Genomic DNA, 19,612 nt, shown 5'->3' on the forward strand with positions numbered 1-19,612 from the left:
ACGAAAATGAGGGGAACTTTATGAGCCAAAATCAATTCGAATGTCGTATTTCAGAAGAAGATGTACAAATGTTAAGAGCGCTAGCGCATCCGTTACGTTTACGCCTAGTAATGGAACTAATGCAACGTGGAACTTGTAATGTAACACAATTACAGGAAGTGTTAGAAATTCCACAATCAACGGTTTCGCAACATTTAACGAAATTAAAACAAAATAAAGTAGTGCGCTTTGAAAGACGAGGACTAGAAGTGTATTATCAAATTCATAATGATAAAGTAAGTGAAGTTGTAAAGACATTATTTTCTTAAAATTTGAATATTATGGAAAGAGACGTGTGGGATATACGTCTTTTTTTTATTTGTCAGAAAGATAATAGGATAGAAAATGTTAGCATGAAGGGAAGAAAAGGCTATCCATTAAAATGATGCTATATGGAATATATTCTAAAGGGGAAAGAAAAGATAGAAAGGAGTGTAGTAAGGAAAAGGAGGAATAGTAGTATGGATGTAAAACGTGTGAAACAAATTTTATCTTCTTCAAGTAGAATTGACGTTACATATGAGGGCGTACCAGTATGGATTGAGAGCTGTGACGAGCAGAGTGGAGTTGCTCAAGTGTATGATGTATCTAATCCTGGAGAAAGCGTTCACGTGAACGTGACGGCTTTAGAAGAGAAGTAATAGAAAAGACGCTTCTAATTTTAGAAGCGTCTTTTTATTTCTTATTCCATCATATGTGCAATTTTCTTAGAGAACATAAGAAGTACTAATCCTAGCACGATTACGATAACACCAATGCTTGCGAATACTTCTAAATATCCTAAAGATTGAGTGAAAGCAGCTAATTGTCCTGCTAATAAGTTTGCGAAGCCAGTACCAGCTAACCATACACCCATTAATAATGACGCTAATTTAAGAGGAGCAATTGCACTTACCATAGATAATCCGATTGGTGATAAGAATAATTCACCAATTGTATGGAACATGTAAGTGAAGATAATGAAGAATAAGTTTGCTTTCATTGCAATATTACCTTCATCGCTACCAGTTTTTAAAACAGCTAAAGTTAGAACTAAATATCCAACCCCTAGTAAAATCATACCTAATGCCATTTTTGTTGGGATTTTTAAGTCACCATTTTTTGTTTTTGAAAGTTTAATCCATAATGCAGAAACTGGTAATGCTAGTAAGATAATGAACAGTGGGTTTATAGATTGGAACCAAGGTGTTGGAATTGTAAATCCACCAATTGTACGATCCACGAACTTATCTGTGTAAAGTGTTAAAGAACTACCAGCTTGTTCAAATCCTGCCCAGAAGAATACAACGAAACAAGTTAAAATTAAAATTGCAGCTGTACGTTTTTTCTCTTGTGCTGTTAAAGGTTTTTTCTCAATTACTTTTGCATTGTTTTCTTTAGATTTCTTTCCGACAACAGTTGTTCCGATAGATCCTAAGTAACGAGGTGCTAATGTATTAAAGGCAATTTGACCAATGATCATACCGATACAAGCTGTTAAGAATCCGTATTTATAATCTGCGAAATAACCGCAAATGAATGGAGCGATAAAAGCTCCTAAGTTAATTCCCATGTAGAAGATAGTGAATGCACTATCACGACGAGAATCGTTGTCGCTATATAATTGACCTAATAAAGTCGAAATATTTGGTTTGAAGAATCCGTTACCAATAACTAATAATCCTAATCCTAAAAATAGTCCAGTTTTCGTGTTCATTGAAAATAGTACAAAGTTACCAAGTGCCATAATGATACCACCAATGGTAATAGCATGGCGTTTCGTAATGAAATGGTCAGTTAACCAACCACCGATAATCGGAGTGAAGTATACTAACATTGTGAAAATACCGTAAATTTGTACGGCAACTGCTTTATCAAATCCTAAACCGCCGCTTACTAAGCTCGTTGTTAAATAAAGAACTAATAAGCCACGCATTCCGTAATAACTAAATCTTTCCCATGCTTCTGTAAAGAACAACAAGTATAACCCTGGTGGATGTTTTTTTGGTGATTGTTGCTCTCCAGCTTTGTCTAATTTTAAAGCTGCATCCATGTTTGTTTCCCCCTAATCCTGTATAACGGATATTTATGTAATCATTTTAATTTACAAAATATTTAGAAGTCAATAGAATTATATGGAAATAGAAAGAAAATTTCTAAAAAAGTTCTATTTTTCTTCAACCGTTACTGTATTTTGCCCTGAAAACAAGATGATAAGCGTTTTCAAATGTAATAATTGAATTCTAAAAGAAAATAAAATAGTGATTAATCAGAAAATTTAGATTAAAATATTTATTCTGATATAGAGAAAATATATTTTATTTACTTTTATAATATAACATATTGGGAATAAAAATACAAAACGAAATAATGTGACATTTAAGTGAATCGAAAAATAACCAGCTCCATAGAAGGGGAGCTGGTTAAGGAAGTATTATTTAACAAAGCGTTTTTCGATATCATCTAATAGTAGGTTAGCGGCCATTACACCACCAGCTGTATTCCAAATAACGTCGTCAACTTTGTATGCTTTACCATTTTTCACTGCATTTAAATTTTTAAATAGTGGATCATTGATATATTCTTTTTCTAATTCAGAGCCTTTTTTCTCGTTTCCTTTATCGAATGTGAAGTAGAATAATACGTCGCCGTCCATTGCAGAAATACGTTCTTTGGAAACGTTACGTTCTGCAAAGTCCTCTTTATTTTGATCACCAGGACGTTTAAATCCAAGTTCTTTTAAAATAACACCAGAGAATGTATCACCATGATAAATTCGAACATCACCAGGCATGAAGCGAACCATAGAGATTTCTTGATTTACTTTATCACCTAGTTTTGCTTTTAAATCTTTCATACTTTTATCGTAATCAGCTAAAACATTTTGACCTTCTTTTTCTTTATTTAATGCTTTCGCATAAAATTTGAAGTTGTCTTTCCATTCACCACGTAACGTCTCAGAGAACACAGTAGGTGCAATTGCTGTTAGTTGCTCGTACACTTTTTCGTGACGCATTTTGTTACCAATAATTAAGTCTGGTTTTAAAGAAGCGATTGTTTCCACGTTCACTTGTCCTTCATCACCAACAACTTTTACATCTTTCATTTTATCTTTAATATGTGGATACCATGGATCACCAGTCCAAGATTTTACAGCCCCAACTGGTTTCACACCTAGTTCAAGTAAAGCTTCAGTTCCTTCGTTTGTTAAAATAACTACACGTTTTGGGTTAGCAGGAACTTCTGTTTTACCCATTGCATGTTCCACCGTAATCATTTCCTTTTTCGTATTTTCTTTTGTTTCCTCTTTCGTATTTGATTTTCCACAAGCACTTAAAAGTAATGAAAAGGCTAGTAAAAATACAAATACTGTAAACGATTTCTTGCGTGTTAAATTCATTATGTACCCCCTACATACTGAGAAGTTTTTTCAATAGCAAGCATGATAATAATACTTCATGGTCCAATTGTCAATGAAAATAATTCTCATTATCGTTGACAATGAGAATTAAGTTGAAATACACTTACAACGTATCATTATACATTGAAGGGGAAACGCTGCATGTTATTAAAAACAAATCAAGCAAAATGGATTGGATTATTTGCTCTAATCATGGCAGTCGTTATTTGTATTTGGGGAAGTATTATTTTCGGATATACAAATACGAGCTGGAAATTAGCGTTAGATGCTTTTTTTCATTTTAATGGTTCCAATGAACATATTATTATTCAAAATGTGCGTCTACCAAGGGCGTTAATTGCAGCTAGTGTTGGTGCTAGTTTAGCCATTGCAGGTTGTCTTATGCAAACTTTAACGAAGAATCCACTTGCCTCTCCAGATTTTATTGGACTAAATTCAGGTGCTGCGTTTTTCATAGTTGTAGCAATTGTGATTTTTTCCGTGACATCATTATCGGCTTTCACGTGGATTGCCTTTTTAGGGGCAGCAGTTGCTGCAGTCCTTGTATTTGCTTCTAGTTCTTTAGGAAAAGAAGGGACGACGCCTCTTAAGTTAACGTTAGCAGGGGTCGCAATTAGTGCGTTATTTTCATCATTAACACAAGGGTTACTTGTGTTAAATGAAAAAGCACTTGAAGAGGTATTGTTTTGGCTTGCCGGATCTGTGCAAGGAAGAAAGTTAGAAATTTTACAATCTGTATTTCCGTATTTATTAGTAGGCTGGATCGCATCTCTTATGATGGCAGGGAAAGTAAATACATTAATGATGGGGGAAGACGTTGCGAAAGGGCTTGGACAACGAACAATTTTAATGAAATCATTCGTACTACTTATTATTGTCCTGTTGTCTGGTGGTTCAGTTGCGGTCGCTGGCCCAATTGGATTTATTGGTATTGTTACCCCGCATTTTGCCAGATTTCTTGTTGGAGTAGATCACAGGTGGAGAGTACCGTATAGCGGCTTGTTAGGTGCAATACTATTAATATTAGCAGATATAGCAGCAAGATATGTCATTATGCCACAAGAAGTACCAGTAGGGGTCATGACAGCTTTTATCGGGGCACCATTCTTTATTTATATTGCACGTAAGAGAGGGCTTAGCAAATGAAGAAGTATATTCCGTTTCGCATAGGAAAAGGCGGGCTCTCGTTTTTAATGTATAAACGAGCTTGTCTCGTCTTATTCAGTTTATTAGTTGTTTTAATTGGATTATTTTTTGCGAGTGCAGGTATGGGAGACATGAAAATTGCTCCTTATGATGTATGGCAAGCGATTACTGGAAATGGTGATGCGATGTCAAATATGGTTGTAAATAAGTTTCGTATGCCGCGTATTTTGATTGCCATCCTTGTAGGGATCGCACTTGCTGTAGCAGGATGTATTTTACAAGGTCTCGTTCGAAATCCACTGGCTTCTCCTGATATCATCGGGATTACAGGTGGTGCAAGTGTTGCAGTTGTATTATTTTTAGCTATATTTAGTGATAAAAATAATGCGCTAACCGTAAGCATTCATTATATGCCGCTCGCAGCCTTTGTTGGGGCAACGATTGTAGCGCTTTTTGTATATTTATTTGCATGGAGAAATGACGGATTATCACCAATTAGTCTCGTTTTAATAGGTGTTGGGTTTTGGGCATTAACGAAAGCAGCAACGACTTTGTTTATGTTGTTAGCGCCAATTTATCAAGCGAGCCAAGCGAATGTATGGATTACAGGTACTGTTTACGGTTCTTCATGGCAAAACGTTATGGTACTTGCGCCGTGGGTTCTCATTTTAACGGTAATATCATTTATAGCTGCCAGACATTTAAATGCGCAAGAGCTAGGGGATGATATTGCGGTAGGACTGGGCGTTCCTTTAACGAAGTCACGCGTATTCATGTTATTACTGAGTACAGCTTTAATTGGCGGGGCAGTTGCCTTTGCTGGAGGAATTGGATTTGTCGGTTTAATGGCACCTCATATTTCACGAAGACTAGTTGGCTCTTTATACGGTGCATTACTCCCAGTTGCGGCGATCGTTGGTGCAATTTTAGTACTCGCTGCAGATTTAATTGGGCGTACAGTTTTTACCCCACTTGAAATTCCAGCAGGGGTATTTACATCAGCAATTGGTGCACCTTATTTTATTTATTTACTTTATAAAAGTCGGAATTCATAAAGGGAGATGAATATGCAAAAAGCATTGGAGACGAAACGTTTGACGCTGTCTTATGGCGAAACAATTATTATTGATGAGTTGAATTTAGAAATTCCAAAAGGCGAAATTACAATTTTTATTGGTTCTAACGGTTGCGGGAAATCAACTTTATTACGTTCACTAGCTAGATTATTAAAGCCAACAACTGGTGACATTTTGTTAGATAATCAAGCCATTCAAAGTATGCAAACGAAGCAAATTGCTCGTCAAATGGCAATTTTACCGCAAGGACCGCAAGCGCCAGAAGGGCTTACAGTATTGCAACTTGTAAAGCAAGGACGTTATCCATATCAAACATGGCTGAAACAATGGTCAGAAAAAGATGAGGAAATGGTACAAAAAGCACTTGCTGCAACAGGTATGACAGAATTTGCTGAGCGTGATGTGCATGCTCTTTCAGGTGGCCAACGTCAACGTGCTTGGATTGCAATGACGCTTGCGCAAGATACAGATATTATTTTACTGGATGAGCCTACTACATATTTAGATATGACTCACCAAATTGAAGTGCTAGATTTATTATTCGAATTAAATGAAACAGAACAAAGAACAATTGTTATGGTATTACACGATTTAAATTTAGCATGCCGTTATGCAGACAATATTGTAGCCATTCAAGATAAACAAATATATGCACAAGGTAAGCCGGAAGAAGTAGTGGATGAGAAGCTAGTACGTGATGTATTCCGAATGGAATGTCAAATCAGTACAGATCCATTGTTTGGGACACCACTTTGTATCCCGCATGGAAAAGGAAGACGTGTAGTGAAAGAGGTTGCTCAGGCAATGAGATAATGAAAAAAGACGATGAGGAATTCATCGTCTTTTTATTTTCGGCAAGAGAATAAGAGGAAGAGGGGAATTCGTAAACGTCGTTCATATTCTTCTTCACTCTGAAAATAAGTTTGATTTGGTGTAGCTTCTTTTATGTTTGTAATCGTAAATCCAGTTTGTTGTAATAATGTAAAATATTCTTCCATTGTACGATGATATTTAATAACTTCTTGATCAATCCACGGTTCAACGCGTTTTCCCATTTTAAAATAATCATCGACGAGCCAGCTCGTAAATATGAAAAGTAAATGATAGATTTCTTGTAATGAATCATTTATAATCTAGAATTGTAAGCGGTTACTTTAAGCTATTTTTCTATAATAAATTCTGAAAACGTGTTAAGCTAGTAGAGGGATTATTAGAACTATTAAGACAATAATTCGCTTACATGAACGATGGGAGGCTTCACAATGTCTAGTAAAACACTTGCAAAATTTTTAGAAGAAAATTTAGAGGATTTAAAATCAAAGGGGCTTTATAACGTGATTGATCCGCTTGAGAGTTCAAATGGACCGATCATTACAATTGGCGGAAAAGAATATATTAACTTATCTTCAAACAACTATCTTGGATTAGCAACAGATAGTCGTTTGCAAGAAGCAGCAATTGGTGCAATTCATAAGTACGGCGTTGGAGCAGGAGCTGTTCGTACAATTAACGGTACTTTAGATTTGCATATTAAATTAGAAGAGACAATTGCAAAGTTTAAACATACAGAGGCAGCAATTGCTTACCAATCAGGATTTAACTGTAATATGGCAGCGATTTCAGCCGTTATGGATAAAAATGATGCGATTCTTTCGGACGAATTAAATCATGCTTCTATTATTGATGGTAGTCGTCTATCAAGAGCGAAAATCATCGTTTATAAGCATTCTGATATGGAAGATTTACGCCAAAAAGCAATCGCAGCGAAAGAATCAGGTCTTTACAATAAATTAATGGTAATTACAGACGGTGTTTTCTCAATGGATGGAGATATTGCAAAATTACCAGAGATTGTTGAAATTGCAGAAGAATTAGATTTAATGACATACGTAGACGATGCACACGGTTCAGGTGTACTTGGAAAAGGTGCAGGTACTGTAAAACACTTCGGTCTGTCTGATAAAGTTGATTTCCAAATTGGTACATTATCAAAAGCAATTGGGGTAATTGGTGGATATGTAGCAGGGAAACAAAACTTAATTGACTGGTTAAAAGTTCGTTCACGTCCATTCTTATTCTCTACAGCATTAACACCAGCTGACGCAGCTGCATGTATGCGATCAATTGAAATCTTAATGGAAAGCACAGAGCTACATGATCGTTTATGGGAAAATGGTCGCTATTTAAAACAAGGATTAAAAGAACTTGGCTTTAACATCGGAGAAAGTGAAACGCCAATTACACCTTGTATTATTGGTGACGAAGTGTTAACACAAGAATTTAGTAAGCGTCTAAATGAAGAAGGCGTATACGCAAAATCTATCGTGTTCCCAACTGTAGCTAAAGGAACAGGACGCGTTCGTAATATGCCTACAGCAGCTCATACGAAAGAAATGTTAGATGAAGCAATTCGTAAGTATGAAAAAGTAGGGAAAGAAATGGGCATCATTTAAGTAAGGACAACTTTTGAATAGCTTGCAAATGAGGAGTGGGGAAAATGAAAAAAATTCTAGTAACCGGTTCTTTAGGGCAAATTGGTTCTGAACTAGTAATGAAACTTCGTGATGTATACGGTGCATCAAATGTTATTGCAACAGATATTCGTGAAACAGATAGTGAAGTAGTAACGTCTGGTCCATTTGAAACGTTAGATGTAACAGATGGACAAAAACTACATGATATCGCAAAGCGTAATGAAGTAGATACAATTATTCATTTAGCAGCTTTACTTTCAGCAACAGCAGAAAAAAATCCGTTATTTGCATGGAATTTAAATATGGGCGGACTTGTAAATGCATTAGAAGCAGCTCGTGAATTAAACTGTAAGTTTTTCACGCCAAGTTCTATCGGTGCATTCGGTCCATCAACGCCGAAAGATAATACGCCACAAGATACAATTCAGCGTCCTACTACGATGTATGGGGTAAACAAAGTAGCAGGAGAATTATTATGTGATTATTATCATCAAAAATTTGGTGTTGATACGCGCGGTGTACGTTTCCCAGGTTTAATTTCTTACGTAGCTCCTCCAGGAGGCGGAACAACTGACTATGCAGTTGAAATTTATTATGAGGCGATTAAAAAAGGCACATACACCTCATACATTGCAGAAGGAACATACATGGATATGATGTATATGCCAGATGCTTTACAAGCAATCATTTCATTAATGGAAGCAGATCCAAGTAAACTTGTGCATAGAAACGCGTTCAATATTACAGCAATGAGCTTTGAGCCAGAGCAAATCGCAGCATCAATTCGTAAACACATCCCGACGTTTACAATGGATTACGCTGTAGATCCTGCTCGTCAAACAATCGCCGATAGCTGGCCAAACTCGATTGATGCAACAGCAGCAATGAAAGAGTGGGGCTTTAAAGCCGAATACGATTTAGACAAAATGACAACGGACATGTTGGCTAAGTTAAAAAAAAAGCTCACAGCTGAGTTAGTGATGAATTGAGAGGAAGAGCCGATTCTTAGGAATTGGCTCTTCATTATTTTGGGAGGGAGAGAAGTCTCATGCAAAGAGTTGACGTCGTATATGCACTAATACATGATGAAGAAACGGATAAAGTATTAATGGTACATAATGCAGAACAAAACGTTTGGTCATTGCCAGGCGGGGCTGTTGAAAAGGATGAAACGTTAGAGGAAGCACTAATAAGAGAAGTAAAAGAAGAGACAGGTTTAACTGCCGTGGCAGGTGGACTTGTTGCGATCAATGAAAAATTCTTTGAAGCATCAGGGAATCATGCGATACTATTTACTTTCCGAGCAAATGTAGTACAGGGTGAACTGATTGCAGAAGATGAAGATGAAATTTCTGCAATAGAGTGGGTGGATCGAACAATCGCAAATGAACGATTCCCATTCTACGATGGAGGCTTCGAGGCATTATTAGAAATAGCCATTCCATACAAGTTTCAACCAGAAACAAAGTGATTGAAAGAAAAAACAGGAGCGCAAGGCTCCTGTTTTTCTACTCAATCGTCTTCAGTAATAACTTTTTCAATAGTGGTTTAATCTTCAGACGTAAATCTTCAGCGTGATTTGCAACTAAGAAGTGATGGTTATAAATGTTCTTCATTAATTGATAAGTTGCTTCTTTCGCTTCGCCTTCTTCGATAAAGATCCCGATTACTTCCATACCGCTTTTTCGAGCGAGTTTGACAGCTTCATGCGTATCTAAAATACCGTCTTGTTGATAGTCTAGCGCAGAAGGCTCACCGTCTGTAAAGACAAGTAAGAATTTATGCTTTTCTGGTCTTTTTGCAAGTTTTTCAGAAACGATACGAATAATATATCCGTCGCGGTTATCTTCTTCTTCGCGAAGCTGCATAATTTCTGGACCGACGTTTGGTAACGTTGAGTTTTTATACGTTACCACTTCATGGATAACGTTTGGCTTATCTTCAGGCTTAGCACTAGAAGCATCTTCCCAAAATCCGCTAATAGCGTGCGGGATTTTTAAAGATTTCAACGCTTCATGGAATAGGACCACACTCTTTTTCGTTTCTTCCATCTTGTTATACATAGAACCAGAGCAGTCCACTAGTAATTGGAATGCAACGTCAAGTTCTTGTGATTCCTGTCCTTTTTTATAAAACATGCGCGGCTGCTTTTCAGTATAAATACGAAGGAATTTCTTACGAAGTCTTCCGTAATATTTATCACTATTTGCATTCGTTTTATTTTCAATCGTTTTTTCGATAATTTTCTTTAATTCTTTTACATCTTTATTAACGACTGATTTGATAGCTTGGTAATCTTTTTTCTCATCGGTATTTGATTTGCGAGCTTCTTTAAATATATGAGAAGCACCAACGTTATACTTACCGTATGCACCCTCGTTTTGGCTAGAAGCGTGTGAAGCTCTTGCTTCTTCTGTATCAGCGCCATCAAAGTTGGATTGTGTACTTTTTTGAGAAGTACCTTGCACAGAACCAAGTGCTTGGTCGCCATCTTCTGATTCACGAGCAGTATCGCCCATCATGTTTGTTTTTGTTCCGCTTTCTAATTCAAAGCGTAAAAAGTTCTCGTTTTCGTTATTTTTATTTTCACGATGCCATGTGGAGAAACTTTCATCCATTTTATTTTTATTTTCATCGTCATCTATGAGCTGCGTATCATCATTTGCTAAATCTTCGACGCGACAGTTCTTTTCGTCTGCAATGACAGATAAATAAAGCGGAGCATGTCCGAAATAATTATTAAGCATATCACTTTCAAGAAGCTCCTCTAAGCGATAGCGAATCTTTTCAACGATATACATAATATCTTCCGTATTACGAGCTTGGAATGTTTCATGCAAAATTGCTTCAATTTGCTCGAAATATTCATTATTAAACATTTCATATTTATCGCTCGTTAATGAAAGATAGCAGAGACAAAATAGACGATCACCGTGATAGTTACGAACACGATTGATTTCATTTTGTGAACCAAAGTAATTGCGATACATTTCTTTTCTTCTTTTAAAAACATGCTTTGTGCCAGGGCGTAAGTTTTTTACGATTTCCTCAACACGTAAATCTTCTAATAGAACAAATAATTGTGTTAAAAACTTTTTTAAAGGTGATTCTTGTAATTCAATCGCATAAGAACGAATTAAAGTCATGTCCGAGTAATGTTTATTACCAAGTGCTTTTAAAAACACTTCGCTTTTTAATCCGATTACTGTATCTTCTTCTTTTCGATCATCCCAAAAGTGACTAATGACAACCTTTTTTTCAATTTCGTCGTAGTATGCTTTATAGCCATACTCAAGGTAGGCATCGTCTTCTTTTAAAAGAGCATACATTAAGTTTTCCATTTGTAGAAACAGCGACGCATCAATTTTTTTGTCACTAAAAATTTGTCTCATGAATTATCCCTCAAAGAAATAACTTTCTGCTAATTCACGGATAGTCATTTGTTCTGTTTCATCGTTTAATTTTGCGATAATGCTACGTTCGATTGCGCGCATAACAGGAATATATACACCTAAATCACATGCGTCGATAATGCCACGAATACTTGCTGCTTCTTCACTTACACGTCCATCACGAGCTAAAGGCATAAGGTCGCTTGCGAATGCAACGAACTTTTCAATTGTTGCAACATCATTTAATTTGGATTCAGCTAATAATAGTTCTTTTAATGTATCACCTTGGATGTAAGGAACTTCAATAATAACGAAACGGTTTTTTAATGCTTCGTTTAGTTCGCTTGTTCCAACGTAACCTTCATTAATCGCTGCGATTACACGATATTCGTCATCACCGTATACAACTTCTTGTGTAAACGGGTTTGTAATCATTTTACGGTAATCTAATGCACCGTGAAGAAGTGGTAACGTTTCAGGTTTTGCCATATTGATTTCATCAATATATAGGAAATGACCGTTCTTCATTGCTTTCATAAGAGGACCGTTAACGAATGTAACTTCAGATGCGCCATCTTTCGTTTGTAGTGTGTTGTATCCTAAAATACCTTCTACATCAAGATCAACAGAACAGTTAATACTATGCATTGGTTTTTGAAATAAAGAAGAAAGAGTTTCAGCTAGTACTGTTTTACCACTACCAGTCGGCCCTTTTAATAGAATGTTTTTTCCAAGAAGAAGCGCTGTAATGGCATCTTCAATAATGCTATTATCAGATGCTTTATATATTTTCTTTCCAATTAAATGTGCATTTTCACCAGCTTCTTGCTTATTCTTTTCGTGAATTGTAGAGAGCTGCTCTTTTAAATCAGCATGTATATGAAATTGTTCTAACATGTATTTCCCACCTAACATTATTTTCATAAAGTAATACACCTTATGATAACTCGTTTTAATATGGTATGCAAAGAAAAGGAAAGAGGAGAAATGCAAAAGAAAAAGCAATCAATATTACATTGATTGCTTACAGTAATGGAGAAATGAGTCGCATGAAAGACTCTAATATTCGTTTTTTGATACTTCTTTTTTGGAAAGCGTTCCATTTAATTTCAGTGGAATGCTTAAAGTCTTCTTCAAAATCACGTTTTATATCATGAACAGTTTCTGATTCATAAAGTACGCTAATAAGTTCGTAATTTAATTCAAAGCTGCGTACGTCCATATTTGCTGTTCCAATTGTCGCGATTTGATCATCAACAAGTACAATTTTTGCATGCATAAAACCATCTTTATAACTGTAAATAGAGGCACCAGCTTTTAAAAGTGGAGTAAAGTAGGACTGAGATGCTTGATCACTAATAATACTGTCACTTTTACCAGGATATAAAATACGTACATCTATGCCAGATATTGCGCTTAAACGTAATAATGTTAAAGTTTCTTGATCTGGAATAAAGTACGGTGTAGCAATCCAAATCGATTTTTTTGCGGAGCCCATAACAGCTAATAATGTATTGCGAATGCTTTTATCATCTGAGCTCGGTCCGCTCGCTACAATTTGCACAACACCTTCTGCACTTAAAATTTCTTTACCTGGGAAGTATTGTCTATTCATAAATTGATCCCAAGAATAAGTATTCAACCCACTAGATGCATAGAGCCAGTCCTCTAGAAAGATGGCTTGCAATTTATATAATGCTTTTCCTTCTATTTTTAAATGACTATCACGCCAAACAGGGAATTTTTTTGATCGGCCAAGATATTCATCACCGACGTTGAGCCCACCAGTAAAGCCGATTTCTCCATCTACAATAACGATTTTTCGATGGTTCCGATAATTGACAGTTTCAAGTAACCAAGCTGAAAAAATAGGGTCAAATTCTACAATTTCAATACCAGCTTCTTTCATAGGTTGTAAAAAGCGCCTTCTTAAAGTGTTACTTCCGAGTCCATCATAAAGGAAGCGTACAATAACACCGTCTTTTGCCTTTTTTATTAAAGCATCCCGCACTTTTGTACCAATTTCATCAGACTTATAAATATAGTATTGAATATGTATGTGATGTTTTGCATGCTCGATAGATTGCAAAATTTCTGAGAATGTTTGCTCTCCATTTGTTAAAAGTTTTGTAGTTGTTTTATCTGCGGCAGGTCCGCCTCCAAATTTTTGTACGACTTTTGTTAAATGTGTAGAACGTTCATGTAAGGGGACTGTGAGTGATAGTTCTACTCGTCTTCCTTCTAATATTTCACGGAATAATTTCCTTTGCTCTTCTGAACGATGTAGATGCTTTTTTCTTCTCCAACGGCTACGCCCGAAAATCGCATACAAAAGGACACCTACAAGAGGAAGAAGTGCTAATACTAAAAACCAAGCTAAGGTACTTTGTGGAGATCTATTTTCTATAAAAATAACGAACGAAATCCCTACAATTGTGATGGACCAGAGAGCACCGACAAATGTATATAACGAAATAACAGATGTATTTAAAAGGAAAAGAACGATTGATACAATTGTAAATATTAATAGTAATTGAACGATAGGCTTCTTCATTTCTATAAAATTCCTCTAATCTTTCTTAAATATATACTTTTTAAATAAAAGATATAATATGACATCTTTATTATAAAGTGTTTTATTTTTTTTACAAAATATAGACATTTGCCCCATACTTTCCGCATTTGTCCTACATACAGTATATTGTTACGTTATTATCCTGCTATTTGTTCGTTAATAATCCGTGCAGGAGGGACAAAACCCTTGCCATTTATACAGGGGATATGGTTATCCGTATTACGCAGATTCTTCTTATTATATAGGTACTATTAAGGCGAGAAAATGGAAAAGGAGAGGAGAATAATGAATTATATAGAAAATAAAGGATTGTATTATCGTCATAATCATGGAGGACATCACCACCATGGAGGTCACAATCACCATGATCATCACCACCATCACGGAGGCGGATGGGGCTGGGGTGGTAGCTCATGGGGCGGTGGATTTTTCCCTGGAAGTTTTGCAGGAGGCGTGTTAGGTGGACTTACAGCTGGCGCGTTAACGGGTGCAGCAAGTGGAGGCTACTATCCAGCCCCGTATCCAGTAACTTATCCAGCCCCATATCCAACGCCATATCCGGGTTATCAGCAAATACCATATACGTATTAAACTAAAAAAAGAGGATTTCCTCTTTTTTTAGTTTAATAAAGTATTTATTTATAAAATACTTCCAAAATAAAGGTAAAAATATGTTAATATTTTGTTATTGTAATTTAAAAACATATATACTAATTTTAATTTTTATATTATTATTCGTGAATAGTTGGGGAGTGTGCTCAAACTTCTATTGCGCTAGTAAAGTAAAGAGATTAAATGTGAGCGAGATTAGTAGGAAACAGTGGTTGTATAGAGCTAGCTATAAAGGAATGTAAGAGAATGAATACGGTATAATAAAGTAAGCTAATTAGAGCGATAGGAAACTACTATTTATAATTGAAACGGTATTATATTGCTTTTTATTACAAATAATATTATGTTATTTGAATCGGCATATTTCAAAAGTGATGTATGTAAAGGACGATTATTAGAAAATGAAATATCTCTATTTCTATGAAAAGAAACAAGTTGTGTTTTAGTCAGATAGGAAGCAAGGAGAGAGGCGCATGCTAGAACAAAGAGGTCATGCATTATATGACTCTTCATTGCGAGATTTAAAGTTAGCATTAGATGAGTCTTCAATTGTTGCAATTACAGACCGAAATGGTCGTATTACATATGTAAATGATAAGTTTTGTGAAATCTCCAAATATACACGAGAAGAGCTAATAGGGAAAGATCATCGTATTTTAAATTCTGGATATCACCCGAAAACATTTTTTCAAATTCTTTGGAAGCGCATTTTGAGCGGAAAAGTATGGAGAGGTGAAATTCGAAATCAAGCAAAAGATGGGACATATTATTGGGTTAAAACAACAATTGTTCCATTCTTAAATGAAAAAGGAGAGCCATATCAATTTATTGCGATCCGAAATGATATTAGTAGTAGGAAAGAAGCTGAACAGAGGTTGCGGTTAAGCGAAAGTCGTTATAGGGAGCTTGCGTATCATGACGCTTTAACGAGTTTACCGAACCGATTGCAGTTAATAACGACTGTAAACGAGATGATTGCAGGTAAAAAAGAATTTGGTATGATTTACTTTGATTTGGATCGTTTTAAGTTAGTAAACGATACGCTAGGTCATATGATAGGGGATTTACTTTTAAGCGAAGTTGCTTCACGGTTGCATTATGTGCTAGGAGAGAAAGATGTTCTGGCTAGGCTGGGTGGCGACGAATTTGTGCTGTTAACAAAAAATCATACACAAGATGAAATGAGGCAGTTAGCAACATCTGTGTTGTCGTGTTTTCAGGCACCATTTATGCTTGAAGGTCATGAAGTATATATTTCAGCTAGTCTAGGACTGTGCTCATATCCGCAAGACGGACAAGATGTGGAAACACTATTGAAAAATTCGGATTTAGCTATGTACAGTGCGAAAGAACAAGGCAGAAATGCCGCTTGTTTCTTTACAGACGAGTTACGTGCAAAAATAAATCGTAGAATGAAAATTGAATTTGCTTTGCAAAAGGCAATTCGTGATGAAGAGTTAGAGGTGGCGTTACAGCCCATTATTGATTTGAAAACGAAGAAATATATTGGGATTGAGGCTTTAGTGCGTTGCTCGACAGAAGAAGGACCTATTTCGCCAGGCGAATTTATTCCAGTAGCTGAAGAATCTGGACTTATTATAAAATTAGGAGACTGGGTATTAGAAAAGTCATGTCGCTTGTTTAAAACATTGCCAGAGTATCAAGACGGACTAAAGTTATCTGTGAACTTATCCATACAACAGTTAATGCAAAAGCGTTTTATTTTATCTGTGCGTAGCATTTTAAGGAGAACTAGCTTTCCGCCGAATCGTTTAATTTTAGAAATAACGGAAAGCATTGCTGTGCGCCATTTTGATTATATTATTGCTACATTACAAGAATTAAGAAATATGGGTATTTTAATTGCTTTAGATGACTTCGGAACGGGCTATTCTTCCTTATATTATTTAAAAAAATTACCACTGGATATAGTGAAAATTGATCGTAATTTTATTCGTGAATTTCATTATGATCATGCACAGCCAGAACGAACGATTGTAAAATCTGTTATTGAAATTGCCCATAGCTTACATTTAGCAGTAGTTGCTGAAGGGGTAGAAACAGTAGAGCAAGAAAGTTTATTACAATCTATGGGTTGTGATTATGTACAAGGATTTTATTATGCGAAACCTTTATCGGTAGGAGAGTTAAAGGAGAAGTTAATTACAGATTTTTAAAAAAAAGAGAAGCTGGTAGCTTCTCTTTTTTTTATTCATTTTTTTGAGTTTCTCATTAGTACTGGATAAAGAATAAGACCTAATACGAACAATCCGATTCCTAAGAAGAATGTTTTTAAATCAGCAGTTCCTGTTTTGATAACCCAAATAGAGTATACAAATGCTAATGTAGCAATGATCCCATCCTTTATTCGAGAGCCAGGCATTATATCATATGTTTCTCCTGTAATAACCAATTTGAATTGGTACAGCGTAGAAACAAGGTATGGAATTAAATAAGCTAATGTTGCTACAACGATAGCGAAATTATAAGCTTCTGACACAGTACCAGAAATCGTTGAGAATAAGAAAATTTGTGTCATCACATTTGTAATAAATAATGATTTTGAAGGGCTACCTTTTTTATTTGTTTTCGCAAAAAACTTAGGGAAGAGCCCATTCTTTGCTGCCTGATAAGGTACTTCTGAACTAACAACAATCCAGCCAACTGTAGATCCAAATAAAGATACAAGTGCAAGTAAAGCCATGATATAGGCGCCTTTATTGCCAATTGCTAAATTTAATGCGTCTACTAATGGTTTTTGAGACTCTTTTAAAGCATCTTGTGGGAGAGCTCCCATTGTAAGTAGAGTAATTGACATGTAAATAAGAAGAGCGGTAATTAATCCGAGAAGGGTAGCTTTTTTTACATCGCGCTGAGATTTTGCACGGTTAGAAAGCATTACCGCAGATTCAATACCGATAAATGCCCAAAGTGTTGCGATAGCAGCTGAATTAATTTGTCCACCTAACGAAATGGATTGTCCTGCTTCATTCAAAAATGTTTGACCGTCTCCGAAATTAGAGGCATTGAAAATGAATAATGTGATTACAATAAACATTGTAAATCCGATAATTTTTGCAATGGTAGCAAGAAGATTCATATTGCCAGCGCGGTCAATATTTTGAGAGAGAATATATTGAATTCCCCATAACATAAGGCTACATACGAGGAAAGTTAATCCTTTTCCGAGTTCTAGTGAAAATCCGTTCATAGAAAAGAGAATTTGCTTACTTTGTAAAACTGGAAAGAATGTTGATAAATATCCAGCGAAGGAAATAATAACAGATGCTGTTGCAGCCCAGTTCGCAGCCCAATATCCCCATGCCATACTATATCCTGCAACTTTTCCCGCTCTTTTGGAAGGAAACATCGCTTGAGCATAACTTTGTGGTCCTGCTTTTAATTCTGGTTTTCGAATTGCTAAATTTCCAAATACGAGTGCAATCATAAATACGCCAAGACCTGTAATACTCCATGCAAGTGTAGAACCCATTGGACCTGATACTTGTGCTAAATTTGCTGGGAGCATAAATACGCCACCGCCAACCATATTTCCGATCACAAAAGCTGTTAAAATCCATAATCCCCATTTTTTCGTTTCCATTTTTGTTAACTCCTTTGTAGTAAGTTTTGCTGAAACATCATTTTTTACTAGCTTTTTGGCAATAAAAAAAAGAGCCATGTAGATAAAAAATACCTACATGGCTCTTCGCCAAAGCGTAGGTACAACGGGAATAACCCTTGTACCTACGCGTAATTTTTCCGCTAGGTTTCAAGGGTTACGTATGATGATGATGTTTTTGTGCAAATGTAACTACAATTGTTGTATAAGTAAGCATAGTTCTTTGCTCCCTTTCTCCTCTGATTTTGAAGTTAGTATACTACATGTTTTTTTGAATGAAAAGAAAAATATAAAAATTTTTATAAAAATACGTTTTAGAGATTAAATATTTACCTGTATTTTTCCTATACTGGAAAATAAGTGAGAGATTGGCAGAAGAGTGTAGCATGGTATAATACATATAGAATTAGAAGGTGACAAGGGGCTATTGTAGATGATGAGTAAGTATGAACAAATTTATACAGATATCAGTGAGTCTATTGATAATAAACAATTAAAAGAGGGATGCAAAATCCCATCAGAAACTGAATTAATGAAGCAATATGAAGCGAGCCGAGGTACGGTAAGAAGAGCTGTAGATTTATTACAAGAGCGTGGATATGTTCAAAAAATACATGGAAAAGGTGTCTTCGTTTTAAAGCGAAAAAACATTGAATTTAACTTTGGTGGTATTGTAAGCTTCCAAGAAGAAAATGAACGTTTAGGACGCCATTGTATTACAGAAGTCGTGGAAATGGAGAAAGTAAAAGCGACAAAAGAGGTTGCAAAGCTATTAAATGTGAAAGAGAAAACAGAAATAGATCATATGAAACGCGTTCGAAATATTGATGGAGAAAAAGTAATTTTGGATATTAATCATTTTGTATCGGAATATATTCCTGGATTAACGAGTGAAATTGCAGCAGAGTCTATTTATAAATACATTGAGAAAGAACTAGGTCTTCATATTAGTTACTCACAGAGGGTAATTGAAGTGCAGCCATGCACAGAGGATGATAGAAAGTATTTAGATTTAAATGGAACAGACTATGTTGTCGTTGTGAAAAACTTTACGCATTTTTATGATGGAAGTCAGTTCGAATATACAGAATCCCGCCATCGCTTAGATATTTTTCATTTTTCAGATGTGGCGCGGAGAAAATAAGGAGATGGAACGTAATAACGTTTCATCTCTTTTTTTATAAAAAAATCGCAAACTCGTATATACGAGTGTTGACTAACTTATATATACGAGTTAATATGTAATTGTAAACGGTATCAAAAAAAGAAAAGAGGG

The 19,612-nt window shown here is 35.7% G+C and carries 17 protein-coding genes and 1 pseudogene; 11 read left to right on the forward strand and 7 right to left on the reverse strand.

Going from position 1 to position 19,612, the window contains the following annotated elements; all coding sequences use genetic code 11:
- Nucleotides 1-20: 20 nt before the first annotated feature.
- Both ACTFOB_RS15940 and ACTFOB_RS15945 read left to right on the forward strand, forming a co-directional pair.
- The gene (locus ACTFOB_RS15940) at nucleotides 21-308 is read left to right on the forward strand and encodes an ArsR/SmtB family transcription factor (protein ID WP_000081429.1); all 288 of its coding nucleotides are present in this window, start codon (nucleotides 21-23) and stop codon (nucleotides 306-308) included.
- 192 nt (nucleotides 309-500) lie between these two features.
- Entirely contained in the window at nucleotides 501-680 is a 180-nt protein-coding gene (locus tag ACTFOB_RS15945) for an acid-soluble spore protein H (RefSeq protein WP_000382683.1), read from the forward strand.
- Nucleotides 681-721: 41 nt separating this feature from the next.
- Here ACTFOB_RS15945 and ACTFOB_RS15950 read toward each other — a convergent pair whose 3' ends face one another.
- Entirely contained in the window at nucleotides 722-2,071 is a 1,350-nt protein-coding gene (locus ACTFOB_RS15950) for a peptide MFS transporter (RefSeq protein ID WP_120342208.1), read from the reverse strand.
- Nucleotides 2,072-2,452: 381 nt separating this feature from the next.
- Complete coding sequence (locus ACTFOB_RS15955) at nucleotides 2,453-3,418, reverse strand: ABC transporter substrate-binding protein (protein ID WP_440026886.1); 966 nt, start codon at nucleotides 3,416-3,418, stop codon at nucleotides 2,453-2,455.
- 162 nt (nucleotides 3,419-3,580) lie between these two features.
- Between ACTFOB_RS15955 and ACTFOB_RS15960 the strand changes: the two genes are divergently transcribed.
- The 3 genes from ACTFOB_RS15960 to ACTFOB_RS15970 are packed head-to-tail and all read left to right on the forward strand — an operon-like array spanning nucleotide 3,581 to nucleotide 6,474.
- A complete protein-coding gene (locus tag ACTFOB_RS15960; RefSeq protein ID WP_440026888.1) occupies nucleotides 3,581-4,585 on the forward strand; it encodes a FecCD family ABC transporter permease in 1,005 nt (334 codons plus the stop codon).
- Entirely contained in the window at nucleotides 4,582-5,640 is a 1,059-nt protein-coding gene (locus ACTFOB_RS15965) for a FecCD family ABC transporter permease (RefSeq protein ID WP_088095119.1), read from the forward strand. Before ACTFOB_RS15960 ends, ACTFOB_RS15965 begins: the two co-directional genes overlap by 4 nt.
- Nucleotides 5,641-5,652: 12 nt before the next feature.
- A complete protein-coding gene (locus ACTFOB_RS15970; RefSeq protein WP_427231845.1) occupies nucleotides 5,653-6,474 on the forward strand; it encodes an ABC transporter ATP-binding protein in 822 nt (273 codons plus the stop codon).
- Between the two features lie 32 nt (nucleotides 6,475-6,506).
- On the opposite strand, the pseudogene ACTFOB_RS15975 reads toward ACTFOB_RS15970, so the two are convergent.
- A pseudogene (locus tag ACTFOB_RS15975) lies at nucleotides 6,507-6,746 on the reverse strand (SAM-dependent methyltransferase); the annotation flags it as partial.
- Nucleotides 6,747-6,923: 177 nt separating this feature from the next.
- Here ACTFOB_RS15975 and ACTFOB_RS15980 point away from each other — a divergent pair.
- From ACTFOB_RS15980 to ACTFOB_RS15990, 3 genes are read left to right on the forward strand one after another with little or no spacing between them, the layout of a single operon-like run.
- A complete protein-coding gene (locus ACTFOB_RS15980; protein WP_076542357.1) occupies nucleotides 6,924-8,114 on the forward strand; it encodes a glycine C-acetyltransferase in 1,191 nt (396 codons plus the stop codon).
- A 44-nt stretch (nucleotides 8,115-8,158) separates the two neighbouring features.
- Nucleotides 8,159-9,124: an L-threonine 3-dehydrogenase gene (locus ACTFOB_RS15985; protein ID WP_000723139.1), complete on the forward strand. Its 966-nt coding sequence runs from the start codon at nucleotides 8,159-8,161 to the stop codon at nucleotides 9,122-9,124.
- Nucleotides 9,125-9,183: 59 nt separating this feature from the next.
- A complete protein-coding gene (locus ACTFOB_RS15990; protein WP_440026892.1) occupies nucleotides 9,184-9,606 on the forward strand; it encodes an NUDIX hydrolase in 423 nt (140 codons plus the stop codon).
- A gap of 37 nt (nucleotides 9,607-9,643) precedes the next feature.
- On the opposite strand, the gene ACTFOB_RS15995 is transcribed toward ACTFOB_RS15990, so the two are convergent.
- The 3 genes from ACTFOB_RS15995 to ACTFOB_RS16005 all read right to left on the reverse strand — a co-directional run bounded on the left by ACTFOB_RS15995 (nucleotide 9,644) and on the right by ACTFOB_RS16005 (nucleotide 14,081).
- Nucleotides 9,644-11,527 carry a vWA domain-containing protein gene (locus tag ACTFOB_RS15995; RefSeq protein WP_440026893.1) on the reverse strand — a complete coding sequence of 628 codons (1,884 nt, stop codon included), beginning with the start codon at nucleotides 11,525-11,527 and terminating at the stop codon, nucleotides 9,644-9,646.
- Between the two features lie 3 nt (nucleotides 11,528-11,530).
- Nucleotides 11,531-12,424, reverse strand: a complete 894-nt coding sequence (locus ACTFOB_RS16000; protein WP_440026895.1) for an ATP-binding protein — start codon at nucleotides 12,422-12,424, stop codon at nucleotides 11,531-11,533.
- Between the two features lie 127 nt (nucleotides 12,425-12,551).
- The gene (locus ACTFOB_RS16005) at nucleotides 12,552-14,081 is read right to left on the reverse strand and encodes a cardiolipin synthase (protein WP_440026896.1); all 1,530 of its coding nucleotides are present in this window, start codon (nucleotides 14,079-14,081) and stop codon (nucleotides 12,552-12,554) included.
- Between the two features lie 306 nt (nucleotides 14,082-14,387).
- Between ACTFOB_RS16005 and ACTFOB_RS16010 the strand changes: the two genes are divergently transcribed.
- Together ACTFOB_RS16010 and ACTFOB_RS16015 are read left to right on the forward strand one after the other, a co-directional pair.
- Entirely contained in the window at nucleotides 14,388-14,693 is a 306-nt protein-coding gene (locus ACTFOB_RS16010) for a cobalt transporter (protein ID WP_440026898.1), read from the forward strand.
- 494 nt (nucleotides 14,694-15,187) lie between these two features.
- Nucleotides 15,188-16,891 carry a putative bifunctional diguanylate cyclase/phosphodiesterase gene (locus ACTFOB_RS16015; RefSeq protein WP_440026899.1) on the forward strand — a complete coding sequence of 568 codons (1,704 nt, stop codon included), beginning with the start codon at nucleotides 15,188-15,190 and terminating at the stop codon, nucleotides 16,889-16,891.
- Between the two features lie 35 nt (nucleotides 16,892-16,926).
- Here the strand turns inward: ACTFOB_RS16015 and ACTFOB_RS16020 are convergent, their stop codons facing one another.
- Nucleotides 16,927-18,318 (reverse strand): amino acid permease, encoded by a 1,392-nt coding sequence (locus ACTFOB_RS16020; protein ID WP_440027034.1) that lies wholly within the window; start codon nucleotides 18,316-18,318, stop codon nucleotides 16,927-16,929.
- 451 nt (nucleotides 18,319-18,769) lie between these two features.
- On the opposite strand from ACTFOB_RS16020, the gene treR reads away from it, so the two are divergent.
- Nucleotides 18,770-19,480: a trehalose operon repressor gene (treR, locus tag ACTFOB_RS16025; RefSeq protein ID WP_440026901.1), complete on the forward strand. Its 711-nt coding sequence runs from the start codon at nucleotides 18,770-18,772 to the stop codon at nucleotides 19,478-19,480.
- Nucleotides 19,481-19,612: the final 132 nt, after the last annotated feature.

Origin of the sequence: Bacillus cereus group sp. MYBK79-1 (assembly GCF_051915365.1) — a bacterium.
In the GTDB taxonomy this organism is placed as follows: Bacteria; Bacillota; Bacilli; order Bacillales; family Bacillaceae_G; genus Bacillus_A.